This window comes from Pseudomonas sp. LBUM1679, assembly GCF_059695565.1.
The window spans coordinates 1,806,281-1,824,453 of record NZ_CP166774.1 but is presented as its reverse complement, the minus strand read 5'-3'; the positions used below and the strand labels follow the sequence as shown (position 1 = coordinate 1,824,453).

Annotated in this window: 12 protein-coding genes; 7 read left to right on the top strand and 5 right to left on the bottom strand. The window is 59.2% G+C overall.

Going from position 1 to position 18,173, the window contains the following annotated elements:
* Positions 1-8: 8 nt before the first annotated feature.
* The 3 genes from ACA062_RS08420 to ACA062_RS08410 are packed head-to-tail and all read right to left on the bottom strand — an operon-like array spanning position 9 to position 5,913.
* Positions 9-1,295 (bottom strand): SEL1-like repeat protein, encoded by a 1,287-nt coding sequence (locus ACA062_RS08420; RefSeq protein ID WP_497455972.1) that lies wholly within the window; start codon positions 1,293-1,295, stop codon positions 9-11.
* Entirely contained in the window at positions 1,295-3,202 is a 1,908-nt protein-coding gene (locus ACA062_RS08415; RefSeq protein WP_497455971.1) for a phospholipase, read from the bottom strand. The genes ACA062_RS08420 and ACA062_RS08415 overlap by 1 nt, the downstream gene beginning before the upstream one ends.
* Positions 3,199-5,913: a type VI secretion system Vgr family protein gene (locus ACA062_RS08410; protein WP_497455970.1), complete on the bottom strand. Its 2,715-nt coding sequence runs from the start codon at positions 5,911-5,913 to the stop codon at positions 3,199-3,201. The genes ACA062_RS08415 and ACA062_RS08410 overlap by 4 nt, the downstream gene beginning before the upstream one ends.
* 710 nt (positions 5,914-6,623) lie before the next feature.
* On the opposite strand from ACA062_RS08410, the gene ACA062_RS08405 reads away from it, so the two are divergent.
* The 5 genes from ACA062_RS08405 (at position 6,624) to ACA062_RS08385 (ending at position 11,025) form a co-directional block, all read left to right on the top strand.
* Entirely contained in the window at positions 6,624-6,953 is a 330-nt protein-coding gene (locus tag ACA062_RS08405) for a hypothetical protein (RefSeq protein ID WP_497455969.1), read from the top strand.
* Positions 6,954-7,047: 94 nt separating this feature from the next.
* The gene (locus tag ACA062_RS08400) at positions 7,048-7,215 is read left to right on the top strand and encodes a hypothetical protein (protein WP_497455968.1); all 168 of its coding nucleotides are present in this window, start codon (positions 7,048-7,050) and stop codon (positions 7,213-7,215) included.
* 397 nt (positions 7,216-7,612) lie between these two features.
* Complete coding sequence (locus ACA062_RS08395; protein WP_497455967.1) at positions 7,613-9,178, top strand: methyl-accepting chemotaxis protein; 1,566 nt, start codon at positions 7,613-7,615, stop codon at positions 9,176-9,178.
* Between the two features lie 341 nt (positions 9,179-9,519).
* Positions 9,520-9,918 carry a MerR family transcriptional regulator gene (locus tag ACA062_RS08390; protein WP_150788196.1) on the top strand — a complete coding sequence of 133 codons (399 nt, stop codon included), beginning with the start codon at positions 9,520-9,522 and terminating at the stop codon, positions 9,916-9,918.
* A gap of 207 nt (positions 9,919-10,125) precedes the next feature.
* Complete coding sequence (locus tag ACA062_RS08385; RefSeq protein WP_497455966.1) at positions 10,126-11,025, top strand: hydroxymethylglutaryl-CoA lyase; 900 nt, start codon at positions 10,126-10,128, stop codon at positions 11,023-11,025.
* A gap of 624 nt (positions 11,026-11,649) precedes the next feature.
* Here the strand turns inward: ACA062_RS08385 and ACA062_RS08380 are convergent.
* Positions 11,650-12,621, bottom strand: a complete 972-nt coding sequence (locus tag ACA062_RS08380; RefSeq protein ID WP_497455965.1) for an RHS repeat-associated core domain-containing protein — start codon at positions 12,619-12,621, stop codon at positions 11,650-11,652.
* 515 nt (positions 12,622-13,136) lie between these two features.
* Positions 13,137-14,834 carry an AMP-binding protein gene (locus tag ACA062_RS08375; RefSeq protein WP_497455964.1) on the bottom strand — a complete coding sequence of 566 codons (1,698 nt, stop codon included), beginning with the start codon at positions 14,832-14,834 and terminating at the stop codon, positions 13,137-13,139.
* Positions 14,835-15,277: 443 nt separating this feature from the next.
* Between ACA062_RS08375 and ACA062_RS08370 the strand changes: the two genes are divergently transcribed.
* Both ACA062_RS08370 and ACA062_RS08365 read left to right on the top strand, forming a co-directional pair.
* Positions 15,278-16,441 (top strand): isovaleryl-CoA dehydrogenase, encoded by a 1,164-nt coding sequence (locus tag ACA062_RS08370; RefSeq protein WP_150788364.1) that lies wholly within the window; start codon positions 15,278-15,280, stop codon positions 16,439-16,441.
* Between the two features lie 99 nt (positions 16,442-16,540).
* Positions 16,541-18,145 carry a carboxyl transferase domain-containing protein gene (locus ACA062_RS08365; protein WP_497455963.1) on the top strand — a complete coding sequence of 535 codons (1,605 nt, stop codon included), beginning with the start codon at positions 16,541-16,543 and terminating at the stop codon, positions 18,143-18,145.
* Positions 18,146-18,173 lie beyond the last annotated feature (28 nt).

Sequence of the window (18,173 nt, the reverse complement as noted above, 5' to 3'; positions counted from 1 at the left end):
AACTTCACCTAGACCTCACCGAACAGTCTCCAACTGACGTTTTCCACTTCAACCGTGATTCGGTCGGCTAGCAAGAAACGGCGTTGGTACCTCGTGACCTCCTGGGTTGGCATCATCTCGCCCTGTTTGAAACGGCGGATAGGGGTTCCCTGGATGCTCGCGCGAAAATGGTAGAACGGTTCGGCTTTCCAGTAACCGGACTGCGGGCAGGCTTGGCCGCTCTCGCAGGTTGGCCAGGGGTATGTGGCCTGGATGAAGGCGGGTGAGTCTGGCGTCGGCCGACCAGTAGAAGGGTCGAGGCTCTTGGCCTTGGCCAGTTGCTGGATCAGTGCCTCGCTGGGCTTTTGCGGTGAGACGTTGGCGAGGCGTGCTTCGAGCCATTGGAGTTTGCCGTCCCAGGCGGGCAGCTTGGCGGGTGGTAAGGGGAGGATTTCGTTGATTTCGGGGACCGTAGGATTGGCGTAGGAATAGTTTGCGAGCACCCTCCAGATTTTCTTGTAACGCTCAGCGCGCTCAAGGTCTTCCTGTTGACCAAGGTAGTACAACCAATCATCCGGCTGAGGACCAAGGAAGCCTTTGCTCAAGTAGGAGGCAGAGCTTTCGTCACCTGCAGCCACCCCGAGTTGGAATGCTTCAAGTCCTTCTTGATACTGGCCAATCTCCGACATGTAAACACCCAGGACAGTCGCCGCTTCGCCATTGCCCTGCTCTGCGGCGCAGCGATACATCTGCATTGCAATTTTCGGGGCGATATTGATTGGTTCGAGCTTGTCGCCGACATAGTACTGAGCTTGTGGGTTGCCCTGATCAGCGGCCTTGCGGAAATAACGCAGCGACATCTCAGTATCTTGCTTCAATCCAGCTGAGCCCTTATCTAAGAGGATGCCTACGAGGTAATACCCCGTTGCTACACCCGCGTCGATCAGTTGCTGGCTCATGCGCAGTTGCTCCTCACCACGGAGTCTGAAATGGCCACTTATCGCGCCGTTCTGCAGGTTGATATTGGCTTTATAATGGTCGTTCTCGCTGGCGATGCGGTACAGCCGCTCGATTTCAGAATTGACACTTGTATCCTGTTTGAGTTGATTGTTTTTTTGCAGCCAGCGCGCGTACTGAAATAAAACATCGGCTTCGACCGTGGTCGTGGGGATATTTTCGTGCACACAGGTAAAGGCCAGATTGGCTTTGATCTCGGTGAGCGGATTCACGTAGGTGTCCTTGATCGAGTGAGTAGAGACGCTACCGTCATCACAAGCAGCCAGCAGCAGGTATGAAAACAGGAGGATGCGGCGCATCAGTCGAGGTTCTTCAGCTTCGTTTCGCCGTAATAAAACTCGACGAGAGACGCACCGGGTGTAGCCCAGGCTTTTTGCCGTCGTTGGTTCCGGATGATGATGTCCTGCCAGGCAACGAACGCCTCAGCCGGATCATCCTGCGCTCCCCTTTTCTTCGTATGCAGATCCCACAACCGTCTGCGCAACGCCCGCGTCACACTCGCCCACTCATGAGCAATATTCAGCTCGCTATCGACCTGCATGCTGCGGGTGTTGATGTTGGCTGAGCCATGAGTGGTGAACACGTCATTCACGATCATCAACTTGGAGTGGATGTACACCGGCATCCATTTTTTACCTGCGGGTGAGTCAGGGGCGACCAGCGAGCACACATGAACCTTCAAGCCAGGAATATCCCGGTTTGCTACAACGGGCTCCTTCTCGATCGCCTCGATTTCGTCTCTAAGTGAGTCCTGGCGCCACTCATTGGCCCTGGCGGTGTCCCGCTGAGCTTCCCTGGCTTTATCGTTGATATCGGTTCCTCCCAACGCATCAGTGAGACTGGTCAGCGTAAGCAGGGCCTGTTTTTCGACGAGTTCACCCAGAGTTGGCGCCAGTGCCGCTGATTGGGCTTTTGCTTTCTCAATACGTTGCAGCTTCGTCAGATTCGGAATGGTGTCGCCACGTCCGAGGCTTTCGAGCATGCGTTGCGTGTTCAAGGAGCCCGGGCCAATGCCGGACTCGTCGGCGTTGGTGATCACGAACAGATGCAAATGGCCGTGTTCGCCGGGGTCCTTCCCGGCCTGGGTATGGCGGGCGGCGACGGATTTGATCAGTTCGGCCAGGGGTGGCCAGCGAAAATACTGATTCTCGATGTAGATGAACTGGGTGGCGTTGTTGACGGCTTGCAGGTATAGCCGCTCGATATCGCGTTTGCCTTCCTGGGGCTGGGTCCGCACGAGCTGCGCCAACTGGCGGATTTCACCGGCGGTGCATTGGAGTTTGGGTCCCACCTGCATGGCCTGGCGGGAGGCGAGCAAGTCCTCGCCAGTTTCCTTGCGCCAGGCGGTGGCGAAGTTGTGGTGCAGGTGTTCCAGAATCGGTCCGCTGACCCGGCTGGAGATGTCCTGGCGGGGTTTATCGCCACGCGGGCCGGCGTTGGGTTCAGGTTTGTCGCCCTTGTCGCGCTTCAGCGCCGAGTGCGCGTCGGTGTCCCAGTATTCGTCGAGCATGTTATGGCCCATGACGAAACCGACGGTGCGATCCGCCAGTTCGTAGTCAACCAAAACAGTCTTTTGATGGTGGGTTGCCGTCGCCGTCAGCGTGGCAAGCGTAAGTAGGCTGAGCTGCGGGTCGAGACTTTTGTATTTCGCCTGATGGGCCACTTCGGCCCTTTCAAACAGATTGAAGCCGCGACTGACGAACACCGGCACGTTGCGAGCTACGCGGATGGCAGGGGCCAGGTGGTCGGTGAACGCGCATCTGGCAAACCATTCGCGGTCTTTGGCGTACTGGTCATCCGTGGAAGGTTGCATTGCCCGGTCCTGAATGCGGAATGGACCTTTACCAGGCAGATTGGCCTCGTCGCCCACACCGGCGGTATTGAACGGCATCTCCCAGCCCAGTATACGAACCTCGACACCTGCTTTGGCTTTGTCCATGAGCAGCGCGCCGATGTTCAGCGCCTTTTCATCGTCGCGGATAAAGTACATCGACGGCTGAAATCCCCAACAGATGATGTCGATGGATTTCGTGGCCGCCGCGATAGCCAGGTGCACGGCCTTGAAGGTTTCTTCGCCATTGATCAAGGGACGATAGGTGGCCTTTACGGGATGGTATTCGGTGTTCTGCACATACCAGGGTGAGATGCAGGTCACCTCGTTGGTGTGCTGCAGTGCGACGGGTGAGACGATGTCGGGGTGATTCATTGTGTGTTCCCTTCCTGGTCACTTGTTCCTTCAATAACCGCTGCATACAGCGCGCGGTGGTCGGTGTGCGAGGTGGGCTGGCTCACCTCGGGGTCGGTTTGCGAGGGGTGGTTTTGCAGGCCTTTGTTGGCCAGGTGTGCTTGCTCGGCGTTGCGGTACTCGGTGGGTACAGGAATCTGGAATCGCAGACCGTTGGCCAGATCCAGGCGGTATCCGCGGGTGACGACTTGATGGTCGATCGACAGCTGACCGGTCTTGTCCAGCACGCCTCGCTGGAGCACGGCGCCGTCTGCGTACAGCGTGTAGGGCATTCCCGCCCAGCCTTGGTCGGGAGCGTTGGGGGCTTGCGGCACGCTGAGGCGCAGGATTTGTTTGGCCAGGCTTTGCGAATACTCCGGATGCGTCGCCTTCATGCTGGCGGGGCCGCTGTAGTTGAAATCCGCGGATTTGACGTTGTAATCACCCACCGTGCCCGATTCGATGCTGTACGCATCCAGAGTGATGTAGCTGCCGCCGGCATTAAGGGTGATTTTCTTCTTGGCGGTGATGTGGATTTCGTCTTCGGTACTGGTGATCGCCAGGCCATGACGCGCCATCAGTTCGAGCGTGTCGTTTTGCGCTTGCACGCTTACCGGTCCGTGGTTGGAGATCAGCTTGATGCCCAGCTTGCGCACGAACACACTCAACCCCTGCCCCACCCCCATGAATAGGCGCTTGACCACGCTGAGGGCGGCTTCGCCACCGGCGTTGAGCATCAGGTTGTTTTGCGCGGCCAGTTGCAGGTGTTTGCCGCTGGTGAGGGCGATGCCCTGGGGCGCGCTGAGCAGCAGCACGGACGACTTGAGTTGCTCCAGATCTTGCTGGAGCAGGTTCAGTTGCGCGGTCACGTCGGCGGGATCGGCCTGACTGGCCTGGGCATCGACGGAGAGCGATTGCAGTTGCTCGCCCGCCTGTTGCAGGCGGCCGATGGCCGCGCTCATTTCGAGGACTTTCCCCTGTGCCTGGGTCTGCTCATCGGCACTGATGAACACCCCCTTCCCCGCCCGAATCGCCCCCCAACCATCGGTGCGCAGTTCAAACCCTTCGCCACGCTTCTGCTGCTCAGCATCGACCAGATGCCCCAGATTGAGCTGGCTCTTGCCACTGTGCTCGGTACTAAGCTTGACGTGCTCTTTCCCTCGAGTGTCCTCCATCCGCAGCTTGTTGTTGGCCGGCGTACGCAGCACGTTGCGTTTGTAATTGCGCGCACGCAGGGTCACGTGGTCGGGGTGCTGGCTGTCGTGCAGGGCGTGGGCAATGTAGGGGCGGTCCGGGTCGCCCTGCTCGAAGGCCACCGCCACTTCGGTGCCGGCAATCAAGGGCAAATGCAGGCCGTGGGTGTCGCCGGCGTAGGGCCGGGCCAGGCGCAGCCACATGCTTTCCTGGCCGGGTTTCCAGGTGTCGCGGTCGAACAGGAACTGCACGCGGTAGCGCCCTTCGACGTCGATTTCGGCGTAGGGGTCGTGTTTTTGCGGGTTGCTGACCCGGGCCGGGACGGTGCCGGCGATCTGCGGCTTGGGCTGCAGTGGCGGGCGGAAGCACACGCTTTCCGAATAAGGGATGGCCTGGAACCGGGCTTCGAAGCTGGCATCGCGGGCGGCGCGGGTGCTGAGGTGGGTGATCACCGTGCCGGGGGCGAAGGCCTGGGGCGCGCCGCCGGAGATCATCAGCTTCTGGCCGGGGGCCAGGATGGCGCTGCTGCTGGTGCCGCTGAGGCGGGTCTGCTCGTTGAGGTAACGCTCGTGTTGCAGGCGGGCGTAGAAGTAGCCGGTTTCTGGCGGCAGGTCTTCGTAGAACTGGTAGCGGTCGCCGAGGGCGGTGTAGGGTTCGGCGTAGTGGTAGGCCTCGCCGTAGGTGGTGGTCGCGCCGCGGGTGTGATCGATCTCGCCGTCCAGGTGAGCGCGGGCGTCACGGTGCTGGTAGGTGCGGATGTTGACCTGGCGTTCCACCACCTGGTGTTGGGTTTGCAAGGCCCAGACGCCGTCCTGCTCGCTGCTGCTCAGACCGGCGGGTGAGTGGTACGGCAGCTCGATGCCGGACTGGTAATGCAGCTGATCGTCACGGAATTCGACGACGTCGATGTTCAGGCGTTCGTCGCTGGTGAAGCGGTACCAGATGCCGACTTCGGCCAGCAGCCTAGCGATGAAGGCCAGGTCGCTTTCGCCGTATTGCATGACTTGCAGGCGTTTGGGGTAGGTGCGCGTGAGCTTGAAGAAAAAATCCTCGCCCCGGAAGTCGTGCCGGCTGCGCAGGATCTGTTCGACGATTTGCGGCACCGACTGGTGTTGGTAGAGGCGGAATTGCTGGCCGCGGCCGAGCAGTGCCAGGCGCGGTTGCAGGGTGATTTCGTAGCGGGCTTCGTCGATGGAGCCGGACAGGCGTTTGAAGCCGGTGATCACCCCGTTGAAGGTGCGCAGCGGTTTGACCTTGAGGTCCTTGGTCAGGAAGGTGAGCTTGCGCGGCACGGGGTGCAGGCTGAACTGGGCCTCGTGGTTGAGCAACTGGTCGGCGGCGAGGTCCTGTTCGGTGCAGGTGAATTCCACGACGTAGTGGAATGGCTGGCTGAGCTGTTCTTCGCCGTGGAAGGCCAGGACGTCGAGGCTCGCGTCGAATTTATGGACGCGCAGCTTGTGCCGGCTGTGGTCGAAGAAGATGCGTACGGGGTTGGGCATGGTCAGGCCTTCCTGGTCTGAGTGTTGACGAGAGGAAGGGCTTTGCTTCCACCCTGGTCCTGGGGGTTGGAAGCTTTGGTGAAGTTGAATTAGTTGGAAATAGGACGCTTCTGATGGGTGTGTAGGAAGTGTCGGTTTTAAACTTGAGCGAATTTTCCTACTCGCTCAACCGACCTTGCCTGACTTCATTTCTTACTGATTCACCGTACAGTTTCCCGCGCCTTGTTTTGCGGGTGCAGGTTGGTTCGAAATTCGCTGTTGAGCCTGACGTATTTTGTGACCGCTTTGTGATCAGTGGCGGTCAAGCCTTGCTTTTGCGGGCTTGCGTCGATTTTTTGGAGCGGGATTTGCTCGCGAAGTGGGTCTTACGGCCAATGGAATTTCGTGACGTAGTCATCGGAGATTTCCTTCAAGTTTTAGCGGTTTGCATGAACTGGTGCGGAGTGGGTTCCATGGGTAGTCTTTCGCTGTCACCGCCAATGCGGTGGCAGGGTGTAGGAACCCTTGAAGATTCACCGCGCACCACCGCTGCCGTTTGATTTCGACACTTTATTCGTGTCTGTAAATCGTCGCGGCGGCCGTGCGCGGGGCACGTTTCGACGTGGCTGAGTTTGGTGGATCCTCAGTTTCCTACTCCCGCGTACGGCTGCCACCCTAGCCCTCAGGAAAAGTCGTTGGTAGCTGAACTCACACTCCAAGGCCCCTAAAAAATGACATCAAGCACTTCAGACTCACCCTACATAAAACCAACCCTCCACCCCGAAAACCGCTTCAAGGCGCTCACCAATAATTGCAGTGACATGCCCACCCTCTTCATCGATACCCAGGCGCCACTGGATGTGCTGGTCGACGCGGCCAACCATCGGATTCAGGCCGTGACCCAGGTGCTGGAGAACCTGTCCATGCGCGGTTCGATCGAGTGCGACTCTTTCATTCTCAGTGACTTCGCCTTGCTCTGCGCCGTTCCGTTGCGGGATGGGTGTGATGTGCTGGAGGTGATTGGGCGGCGGTTGCGGCCGCGGGCTTCGGGGGGCGTTTAGAATGGGGGGGGGTGCCCCCTTCATACTTTCCTCTTCATTGCCTTGCGAAGCGACGCCAGCGCGCAATCAAGTAGCCTTTACAGGTGTCCACTCCATGCAAAAGACGCAGAACGCAAAACCTTTGCAGGTAGCTGAATTTACCGCCGACGCTAAGCGTCTGGGTGGCTCGACATCTGCTAATCAGCGACGTTTCATGAAAGCCGCAGTGCTAAAAGGCAAGGACATGGAGCCTGTAGGCGTCATGGCTGGCGCCCGCGTTTAAAGCATAATCCTGATAAGAGCCGCCCTAAGAGCAATGCTGCTCACTTAAGAAAATGGATGGCGGCCTGACAGACTTTGCTGCCAAGCCAGTTCCCGCAATTGATCGGAGTATGTCTGCGGGAGACAGGTCGGCTGTGACGTCGCCTTCGCTGGCAAGCCACCTCCTACAATTTGATCGGAGTATGTCTGCGGGAGACAGGTCGGCTGTGATGTCGCCTTCGCTGGCAAGCCAGCTCCTACAATTAGATCGGGGTACAACTGCGGGAAACAGGTCGACCATCAGCTCGCCATGCAGAACGTAAGCGATCGGTGCACCCATCATCTCTTAAAAAATAAAAACTCAACAAATCCGTGACCGCGCCGACACCCTGTCAAAGCCTCACGGACTGAATATAGCCATGCGTAACAACCAGCCTATTACTCAACGCGAACGGACCTTCCCGGCTCAGCAACGGTTGATTTCCACGACCGATGCCAAGGGGGAGATTACCTACTGTAACGACGCCTTTGTCGAGGTCAGCGGGTTTACTCGCGAGGAGCTGATCCGTGCGCCGCATAATCTGGTGCGTCATCCCGACGTGCCTTCTGCGGTGTTCGCGCACATGTGGGGCACGCTGAAGCAAGGCTTGCCATGGATGGGCATTGTCAAGAATCGCTGCAAGAGCGGTGACCATTACTGGGTCAACGCCTATGTGACGCCGGTGTTCGACGGCCGTCAGGTGGTCGGTTACGAGTCGGTGCGGGTCAAGCCCACGGCCGAACAGATTCAACGTGCCGAAGCCCTTTACCAGCGCCTCAATCAGGGCAAGTCAGCCGTGCCTTCCATGGATAAATGGCTGCCGGTGCTGCAGGATTGGTTGCCGTTCATTCTGGTCAGCCAGCTGAGTTTCCTGATCGGGGCGTCGCTGAATTCGCAATGGGGCTTTGCCCTTGCCGCCGGGCTGTCGGTGCCGCTGGGTCTGATGGGGTTGCGCTGGCAGCAGCGCGGGCTCAAGCGTTTGTTGCGCCTGGCCGAGCAGACCACGTCGGACCCGTTGATTGCGCAGATGTATACCGACAGTCGCGGCGCTCAGGCGCGTCTGGAGATGTCGATTCTCAGTCAGGAAGCCCGTCTGAAAACCTGCCTGACCCGTCTGCAGGACACCGCCGAGCACCTGAGCGAGCAAGCGAAACAGTCCGACACCCTGGCGCACAACAGCTCCACCGGTTTGGAACGCCAGCGCGTCGAGACCGAGCAAGTGGCGACGGCGGTCAATCAGATGGCTGCCACCACGCAGGAAGTTGCCAGCCATGTGCAGCGCACGGCGGATGCGACTCAGGAGGCCAATCGCCTGACTGGTCGTGGGCGGGATATCGCTGGGGAAACTCGCGAAGCCATTCAGCGTTTGTCGACGGTGGTCGGTGAGACTGGATTGACCGTGACCCAGCTGGCCAAGGACAGTAACGAAATCGGTGGTGTGGTGGATGTGATCAAAGGCATCGCCGACCAGACTAACCTGTTGGCGCTGAACGCGGCTATCGAAGCGGCGCGTGCCGGTGAGATGGGTCGCGGGTTTGCGGTGGTGGCCGATGAAGTGCGGCAACTGGCGCAACGTACCAGTGAGTCCACTGGGCAGATTCATGCGCTGATTGCCAAGCTGCAGCAAACCGCCAGTACCGCGGTGCAAACCATGGAGGCCGGGCATCGCCAGGCCGAGGAAGGTGTGGCGCGGGTGTTGGAAGCGGACCAGGCGCTGGTGGGGATCAGTGAAGCGGTAGCCCACATCACCGATATGACTATTCAGATTGCGGCGGCGACTGAAGAGCAAAGTGCGGTGGCTGAAGAGATCAGCCGAAACATCAGCAACATCTCGCATTTGGCGGATCAGACTTCGGTGCAGGCGCAACATTCGGCGTTGTTGAGTGAAGAGCTGACGAAGACGGCGAATACCCAGTATTCGTTGGTGGAGCGGTTTAATCGCTGATTGCTGTTTAGGTAAAAAACCGGGCGCTGATGCGCCCGGGTTTGTTTTTGAGGTATCTACACATCTTTCAGGAGCTGCCAAATACTGTGGTGAGCAGGTTGCCCCTGTAGGAGCTGGCTTGCCAGCGAAGAGGCCAGCACATTCAACATTGATGTCGACTGACCTGACGCATTCGCTGGCAAGCCAGCTCCTACAGGGGGCGAACCCAATCACCATAGGCAAGCTCTCGCGCCACAGGTTGGCTGGATATCTGGGGTGTGATGCCTTGAAAGACTTGCGCCCCTTGACGTAAACGTCAACCTGCCATTAGCTTAGCGCCATGACCTTTTTCGAGCGCTTCCATGAGCAGCCAGACCTATAGCATTTCCGACCTCGCCCGCGAGCTCGACATCACCACCCGGGCCATTCGCTTTTATGAAGAGCAAGGGCTGCTCAGCCCTGAGCGGCGTGGGCAGGAGCGCATCTATTCGCCGCGGGACAAGGTCAGCTTGAAGTTGATTTTGCGGGGTAAGCGTATTGGTTTTTCGCTGGCGGAATGCCGTGAGTTGATTGAGCTTTACGATCCTACGGGTGGCAATCAGAAGCAGCTGCAGACGATGCTGAACAAAATCGCTGAGCGGCGGGAGCAGCTTGAGCAGCAGATGCTGGATATCGAGCAGATGAAGCTGGAGTTGGATACGGCTCAGGAGCGGTGTAGTCAGGCGTTGGAGTTGACGATTAAGAGTCAGCAAGCCGTTTAATAGGTCAACACAATACCTCCTGTAGGAGCGAGCTTGCTCGCGATGGACTTGAGGGCGCCGCGTGCATCCAGGCAGCACTCGTTATCGTTAACGTCCATCGCGGGCAAGCCCGCTCCCACAGGATTTTTTTCCACAGGTTTTTTCCACAGTTTTTTCCCCCCACAGGGTTTTCTGAGCATTCAGATCATTCAGCACAGGTCGATTCCCATGTCCCTACCTACTCACGTACGCCTGGTCGAAGTCGGCCCTCGCGACGGTCTGCAAAATGAAGCCCAGCCCATCAGTGTCGCGGACAAGGTGCGGTTGGTCGATGCGCTGACCGCTGCTGGCCTGGGCTATATCGAGGTCGGCAGTTTTGTTTCGCCCAAATGGGTGCCGCAGATGGCCGGTTCCGCCGAGGTGTTTGCGCAGATCCAGCGCAAGCCCGGGGTGACTTATGCCGCGCTCGCGCCCAATCTTCGCGGGTTTGAGGATGCGGTGGCTGCTGGGGTCAAGGAGGTTGCGGTGTTTGCTGCGGCGTCCGAGGCGTTTTCCCAGCGCAATATCAATTGCTCGATCAGTGAAAGCCTGGCGCGTTTTGTGCCGATCATGGACGCGGCGAAGCAGCACGGGGTGAGTGTGCGGGGTTATGTGTCCTGTGTGCTGGGCTGCCCTTATGAGGGTAACGTCGCACCGGAGCAAGTGGCGCGGGTCGCGCGCGAGCTCTATGCGATGGGCTGCTATGAAGTGTCGTTGGGCGACACTATCGGCACCGGGACGGCCGGGGCTACCCGCAAGTTGATTGAGGTGGTATCAGCCGATGTGCCGCGGGAAAAACTCGCCGGGCACTTCCACGACACCTATGGCCAGGCCATGGCCAATATCTACGCCAGTCTGCTGGAGGGGGTCTCGGTGTTCGACAGCTCGATCGCCGGCCTCGGCGGTTGCCCCTATGCCAAGGGCGCCAGCGGTAACGTGGCCACCGAAGATGTGGTGTACCTGCTCAATGGCCTGGGCATCGACAGTGGTATCGACCTGGAGGCCTTGATTGTGGCCGGCCAGCAAATAAGCACGGTGCTGGGACGGGCCAGCGGTTCGCGCGTGGCCAGGGCGCGTAGCGCGCAGTGAGTGGGCGGATGTGTCGGGGTGTTACCGCAACGTCCGAATGTGGGGGACAAGCGAGTAACACGGAAACAAATCAGCGAATTTTGGCGACAGGAAAAATCCTGAAAAATCTCAACTAGTTGATTTTAAAGGGTTTTCAAAAGTTGGCACGGCTCCTGCTATCTCTATGGCATAACAAGAACAAAAAAAAACGTTCCAACCCTAATAAAAATAAGACGTAACGACTCTGACATAACAAAAACAACACGGCAGAGACGCAGCTAACAGATTTTTTTGGAGAGGATGTGCTTTTCAGGGTGCTTTTCGGAGTGACCCGCAACCGGGCAGAGAATAATAAAACTACCTTCAGGTAGCTCCCGAACTGGTTGGATCGCTTGGCGAGAAAGTAGATCAGCGCTCAAAAAAATACGTTTGCTCTTGATCCCGGATGGGGGTCGATAAAAACAGCGGTAAAGGGTCACGGTTTCTAAAAACAAAAACAGACCGCCCCTCAATAATAAAAAAAGAGCACGCAACGACAAAATTAAAGGGGAGCTTCGGCTCCCCTTTGTGCTTTCTGGTGTTTGTGATTCCCCCTCCCCCTGTGTAACCCGTCCGGCCTGCATCCACTCCTGACGGCCTCCAAAGTCATGGATGGGTTCTGACTAGGTCCCTGATTTCCTCGTTGCGTCTGGCTATTCCGTCGCGGAGGAGTAAGCGGTTGGATTCTGCTACTTGGATCCGGACGAGTTGCTGGATTTGCTGAATTTCCACATGAAGGGCATCGATTCGGAGCTGAGGATCTGCTGGCGGGGCTAGTCGCCTGGCGTCTTCAAAATAGCCCGGCGGTTGCTCCATTGGGGTGTAGGGCGGCGCTGGGGTATAGGGTGGAGGTGCTTCGTTTAATTCCGATTGTGACATGCCGCTATAAGGCCTGGCAGTCGGCTGTTCTGAATACAGAGGAGGTGCAGCAGGGGCCCTGCTTGCTTGAGGTGGCGTGACACCTATTGGCGTTTGAACTGCGACATCAGTGTTCTGAATTGCTTGGGCCCTACGCGGTGTCCGTCTTAGCGAATTGCGCAATGACCTCCAGAAATGGCCTGTAGGGTCAGTTCGATTGACCGGATCCCCAACGCAATAGGCATAGGCATTCAATCCGCCTTTCCCGAACGGACTCCAACTGTCGGGGCTGTCAAACCGCATCAACACTGGGTTAAACGCCCGATAGCCATTCCCTAACAAGTAGTGCCCGGTTACCGGGTCGGGCTGTTCGCCATTGAAGGCGAGCAGGCTGAACAAACCGCCTTTGGGAGAGCGATGGCCGTAAGGTGTGTAGGCGAAGGGATGAGGCGGTGTTACGTCCAGTACATTCAATACCGAACGTTGTTGATCGGTGGCGAGCAGGGTTGTTTTCACAGTGTCACCCTGCCTCTGTTGCTGTGACAGCAGTTGATCTTCGTGCTGCATGATCGAACGCTTGATAGCGCCTTGAATCTCGGTGGCCAATCGATCTTTGAGGTAGAAGCGCTGGACGTTGGCTTGCGCTGACGGTAGGCGATCAACCAGTCGATCAAGGGGATCGTACTGATAACGGCAGAGAGTTTCCCGGGCGGTCTGCATGAGGCAGCTCCATGAAGGACTGTGTCGATTCAGAGCTTTACTGTGATGCAATCGTCGAGGATTGCCTACTGGCAGAACTGATAGGGGGTGGGCGCCTTGTCCGGCTGTCATTCCCTGCTTGCTGAGGGGTTTGGCATAAAGACCAAGATGTGGGGGCGGGTTTGCTGGCGATAGCGGTGTGTCTGTCTGCATATCTGCTGGATGTGCCGGCCTCTTCGCTGGCAAGCCAGCTCCTACAGGGGGGCTGCGGTGGTCACAAGATTTCGGGGCAGCCTCGGTCAATTGTAGGAGCCGGCTTGCTGGCGATAGCGGTGTGTCTGCCGGCAGATTGGTTGAATGTGCCGGCCATTTCGCGAGCAGGCTCGCTCCCACAGTGGATGGGTGTCGTGCCGTCGTCTAGTGATCGACACAGAACCTGTGGGAGCGGGCTTGCCCGCGATGGCGGACGGACATTCAACATGGATGTCGGCTGGACTGGCCTATTCGCGAGCAAACTCGCTCCTACAGGGGTGGGGTCAGGTTTTGTTGATGCGCAGTTCTTCGATGCTGATTTCGCGCATGCGGAATTTCTGGATTTTGCCGGTCACGGTCATGGGGAACTCTTCGACGAATTTGAAGTGACGCGGTGTCTTGAAGTGGGCGATGCGTTCTTTGCACCAGGCTTGCAGTTCTTGCTCGGTGGCGCTGTGGCCGGGGTGGAATTTGATCCAGGCGACGATTTCTTCGCCGTAGCGCGAACACGGGATGCCGATCACTTGCACGTCGGCCACGGCCGGGTGGGTGAAGAAGAATTCTTCCAGTTCGCGCGGGTAAATGTTTTCACCGCCGCGGATGATCATGTCTTTATTGCGGCCGGCGATGCATACGTAGCCCTCGTCGTTCATGCTTGCCAGGTCGCCGGTGTGCATCCAGCCGGCCTGGTCGATGGCTTCGGCGGTGCCTTGCGGGTTGTTCCAGTAGCCGAGCATCACGCTGTAGCCGCGGGTGCACAGTTCGCCGATGGTGCCGCGGGGTACCAGGTTGCCGGCCTCGTCGATGATTTTGCTTTCCAGTTGCGGCTGGGTGCGGCCGACGGTAGTGACGCGCAGCTCGAGGTCGTCCGACGGGCCGGTCTGCAGCGACACCGGGCTGGTTTCCGTCATGCCGTAGGCGATCTGGACTTCACTCATGTGCATGTCGCTGATGACCCGGCGCATCACTTCGATCGGGCAGGTGGCCCCGGCCATGATCCCGGTGCGCAGGCTCGACAGGTCGAATTCGGCGCGCTGGGGTTGGTCGAGCAGGGCGATGAACATGGTCGGTACGCCGTAGAGCGCGGTGGCCTGTTCTTCGGCGACGGTGGTCAGGGTCAGCAGCGGATCGAACGCGTCGTTGGGGTAGATCATGGTGCTGCCGTGGGTGATGCAGCCCAGGTTGCCCATGACCATGCCGAAGCAGTGGTACAGCGGCACCGGGATCACCAGGCGATCATTGGCGGTCAGGCCGAGGCTTTCGCCGACCATGTAGCCGTTGTTGAGAATGTTGTAGTGGCTGAGGGTCGCGCCCTTGGGGAAGCCGGTGGTGCCGGAGGTGTACTGGATGTTCACGGCCTGGTCGAAATGCAGGCTGTCCTGGCGTTCGTGCAGTTGTTCGGCGGACACGTTGCTGGCCAGATCGGTCAGCTGCGACCAGGGCAGGAAACCCGCTGGCGGCTGGGCGTCGAGGCTGATCACCCCGCGCAGGTCCGGCAGGCGCTCGCTGCGCAATTGACCGGTGGCGTGCTGCGCCAGTTCCGGCACCAGGCCCTGCACCATCGCGTGATAGTCGGAGGTTTTGAAGGCGCCGGCGCAGACCAGCCATTGGCAGCCGGATTGCTTCAATACGTATTCCAGTTCGGAGCTGCGGTACGCCGGGTTGATGTTGACCAGGATCACGCCGATTTTCGCGCTGGCGATCTGGCTGATGCACCATTGGGCGCAGTTGGGGGCCCAGATGCCGAGGCGATCGCCGGTCTGCAGGCCCAGGGCCAATAGCGCCCTGGCGTGCAGGTCCACGGCGTCGGCCAATTGCAGCCAGGTGTAGCGCAGTTGTTGATGGCGTACGACCAGTGCCTCCCCGGTCGGGTACTGCGCGACGGTGTTGTCGAACGCCTGGCCGATGGTCATCGCCAGCAAGGCTTTGTCCTGGGAACCGCGGGTGTAGCTGCGCTGCGGGCTTGCAGTGGGTTGATCCATGACGACCCCTATTGTCTTTATTTATGGGTTGGGCGACGGTCACCTGTGGGGGCGGGTTTGTTTGTGAAGAGGTCGGTACGTTCAACATTGATGTTGACTGGTCTGACGTCTTCGCGGGCAAGCCCGCTCCCACAGGGTTCAGCTGTGGACGGTCCCTTGTAGGAGCGAGCTTGGTCCGGGCGGCGTTCCGACGAAGGACGTGAGGGCGCCGCGTGAATCCAGGCAGCACTCGTTATCGTTAACGTCCTTCGTCGGAACGCCGCCCGGACCAAGCTCGCTCCTACAGGGGTCCGTGTTTACATCTGAGCTGGCTCTAATGTCGCTCAAGTTGACGTTAACGTAAAGGGTGATTGACAGCCATTCGTCTCAGGTTTACGTTAACGTAAAGGTGATAGCCGGATCACGGCCCTCCCCTACCCTACAAAAAAGCCAAAAGGTGACCCATGAGCTATCCATCCCTGAATTTTGCCCTCGGTGAAACCATCGACATGCTGCGCGATCAGGTTCAGTCCTTCGTCGCCAAGGAGATCGCCCCGCGCGCCGCTCAGATCGACATCGACAACCTGTTCCCGGCGGACCTGTGGCGCAAGTTCGGCGACATGGGCCTGTTGGGGGTCACCGTGCCGGAAGAGTACGGCGGCGCTGGCCTGGGTTACCTGGCCCACGTCGTGATTATGGAAGAAATCAGCCGCGGCTCGGCGTCGGTGGCGCTGTCCTACGGCGCGCATTCGAACCTGTGCGTGAATCAGATCAACCGCAACGGCAATCACGAGCAGAAAACCAAGTACCTGCCGAAGCTGATCAGCGGCGAGCACATCGGCGCCCTGGCCATGAGCGAGCCGAATGCCGGCTCCGACGTGGTGTCGATGAAGCTGCGCGCCGACAAGCGCGGCGATCACTACGTGCTCAACGGCAGCAAGACCTGGATCACCAACGGTCCGGACGCCAACACCTACGTGATTTACGCCAAGACCGACCTGGAAAAGGGCCCGCATGGCATCACCGCGTTCATCGTCGAGCGCGATTCGAAAGGCTTCAGCCGCAGCAATAAATTCGACAAGCTGGGCATGCGCGGTTCCAACACCTGCGAGTTGTTTTTCGATGACGTGGAAGTGCCGGAAGAGAACATCCTCGGCGTGCTCAACGGCGGCGTGAAAGTGCTGATGAGCGGCCTCGACTACGAGCGCGTGGTCCTGTCCGGTGGCCCGACCGGGATCATGCAGGCCTGCATGGACCTGATCGTGCCGTACATCCACGACCGCAAGCAGTTCGGCCAGAGCATCGGCGAATTCCAGTTGATCCAGGGCAAGGTCGCCGACATGTATACCCAGCTCAACGCCAGCCGCGCCTACCTGTATGCAGTGGCCCAGGCCTGCGAGCGCGGCGAGACTGCCCGCAAGGACGCCGCCGGAGTCATCCTCTACAGCGCCGAATGTGCGACCCGAATGGCTCTGGATGCGATCCAGATTCTCGGCGGCAACGGCTACATCAACGAATTCCCCGCCGGTCGCCTGCTGCGCGACGCCAAGTTGTACGAAATCGGCGCGGGCACCAGTGAGATCCGGCGCATGCTGATCGGTCGCGAACTGTTCAACGAAACGAAATAAATTTCGTTAGCGGCAAGCGGCAAGTTTCAAGCGGCAAGAAGACTGCGCGCTTGCTTTTGACTTGTAGCTTGCAACTTGAAGCTGCTACGGAGTAGCCCGATGATTTTGCATACCCAGCTAAACCCTCGTTCGGCGGAGTTCGCCGCCAACAGCGCGGCGATGCTCAAACAGGTCGACGCCCTGCATACCCTGCTCGCCCAAGTGCAGCAAGGTGGTGGCCCGAAGGCGCAAGAACGCCACACCTCCCGGGGCAAATTGCTGCCCCGTGAGCGGATCAATCGCCTGCTCGATCCGGGCTCGCCGTTTCTGGAAATCAGCCAACTGGCGGCCTACGCGGTGTATGGCGAAGACGTGCCGGCCGCGGGCGTGATTGCCGGGATCGGCCGGGTCGAGGGCGTCGAATGCATGATCGTCGCCAACGATGCCACGGTCAAAGGGGGCTCGTATTACCCGCTGACCGTGAAAAAACACCTGCGCGCCCAGACCATCGCCCAGCAGAACCGCCTGCCGTGCATCTATCTGGTGGACTCCGGTGGCGCCAACCTGCCGCGCCAGGATGAAGTGTTCCCCGACCGTGAGCACTTCGGCCGGATCTTCTTCAACCAGGCCAACATGAGTGCCATGGGCATTCCGCAGATTGCCGTGGTGATGGGCTCGTGCACCGCCGGTGGTGCATATGTACCGGCGATGGCCGACGAAGCGATCATGGTGCGCCAGCAGGCGACGATTTTCCTCGCCGGCCCGCCGCTGGTGAAAGCCGCGACCGGTGAAGTGGTCAGCGCCGAAGACCTCGGTGGGGCCGATGTGCACTGCAAGATTTCCGGGGTGGCCGACCATTACGCCGAGAGCGATGAACACGCCCTGGCCATTGCCCGGCGCAGCATCGCCAACCTCAACTGGCGCAAGCTCGGTGAGGTGCAGCAGCGCACGCCGATTGCCCCGCTCTACGCCAGCGACGAGTTGTATGGCGTGGTGTCGGCGGACGCCAAGCAGCCGTTCGATGTGCGTGAAGTGATTGCGCGGCTGGTCGACGGTTCGGTGTTCGATGAGTTCAAGGCGCTGTTCGGTACGACCCTGGTCTGTGGCTTTGCGCACTTGCACGGTTACCCGATCGCGATCCTCGCCAACAACGGCATCCTGTTCGCCGAAGCCGCGCAGAAAGGCGCGCACTTCATCGAGCTGGCGTGTCAGCGCGGCATTCCGTTGCTGTTCCTGCAGAACATCACCGGGTTCATGGTCGGGCAGAAATACGAAGCCGGCGGCATTGCCAAGCACGGCGCGAAACTGGTGACCGCGGTCGCCTGCGCCAAGGTGCCGAAGTTCACGGTGATCATCGGCGGCAGTTTCGGTGCCGGTAACTACGGCATGTGCGGCCGGGCTTACGACCCGCGCTTTTTGTGGATGTGGCCGAATGCGCGGATCGGCGTGATGGGCGCCGAACAGGCGGCCGGGGTGCTGGTACAGGTCAAGCGTGAGCAGGCCGAGCGCAGTGGCCAGGGTTTCAGTGCGGAGCAGGAAGCGCAGATCAAGCAACCGATTCTCGACCAGTATGAGGAACAGGGGCATCCCTATTACTCCAGCGCACGGCTGTGGGACGACGGTGTCATCGACCCGGCGCAGACCCGCGATGTGTTGGCCCTGGCCTTGTCGGCGTCGTTGAACGCGCCAATCGAACCGAGCCGCTTCGGCGTGTTCCGGATGTGATCCTGATGTGAATCTGATCTGATCCTGT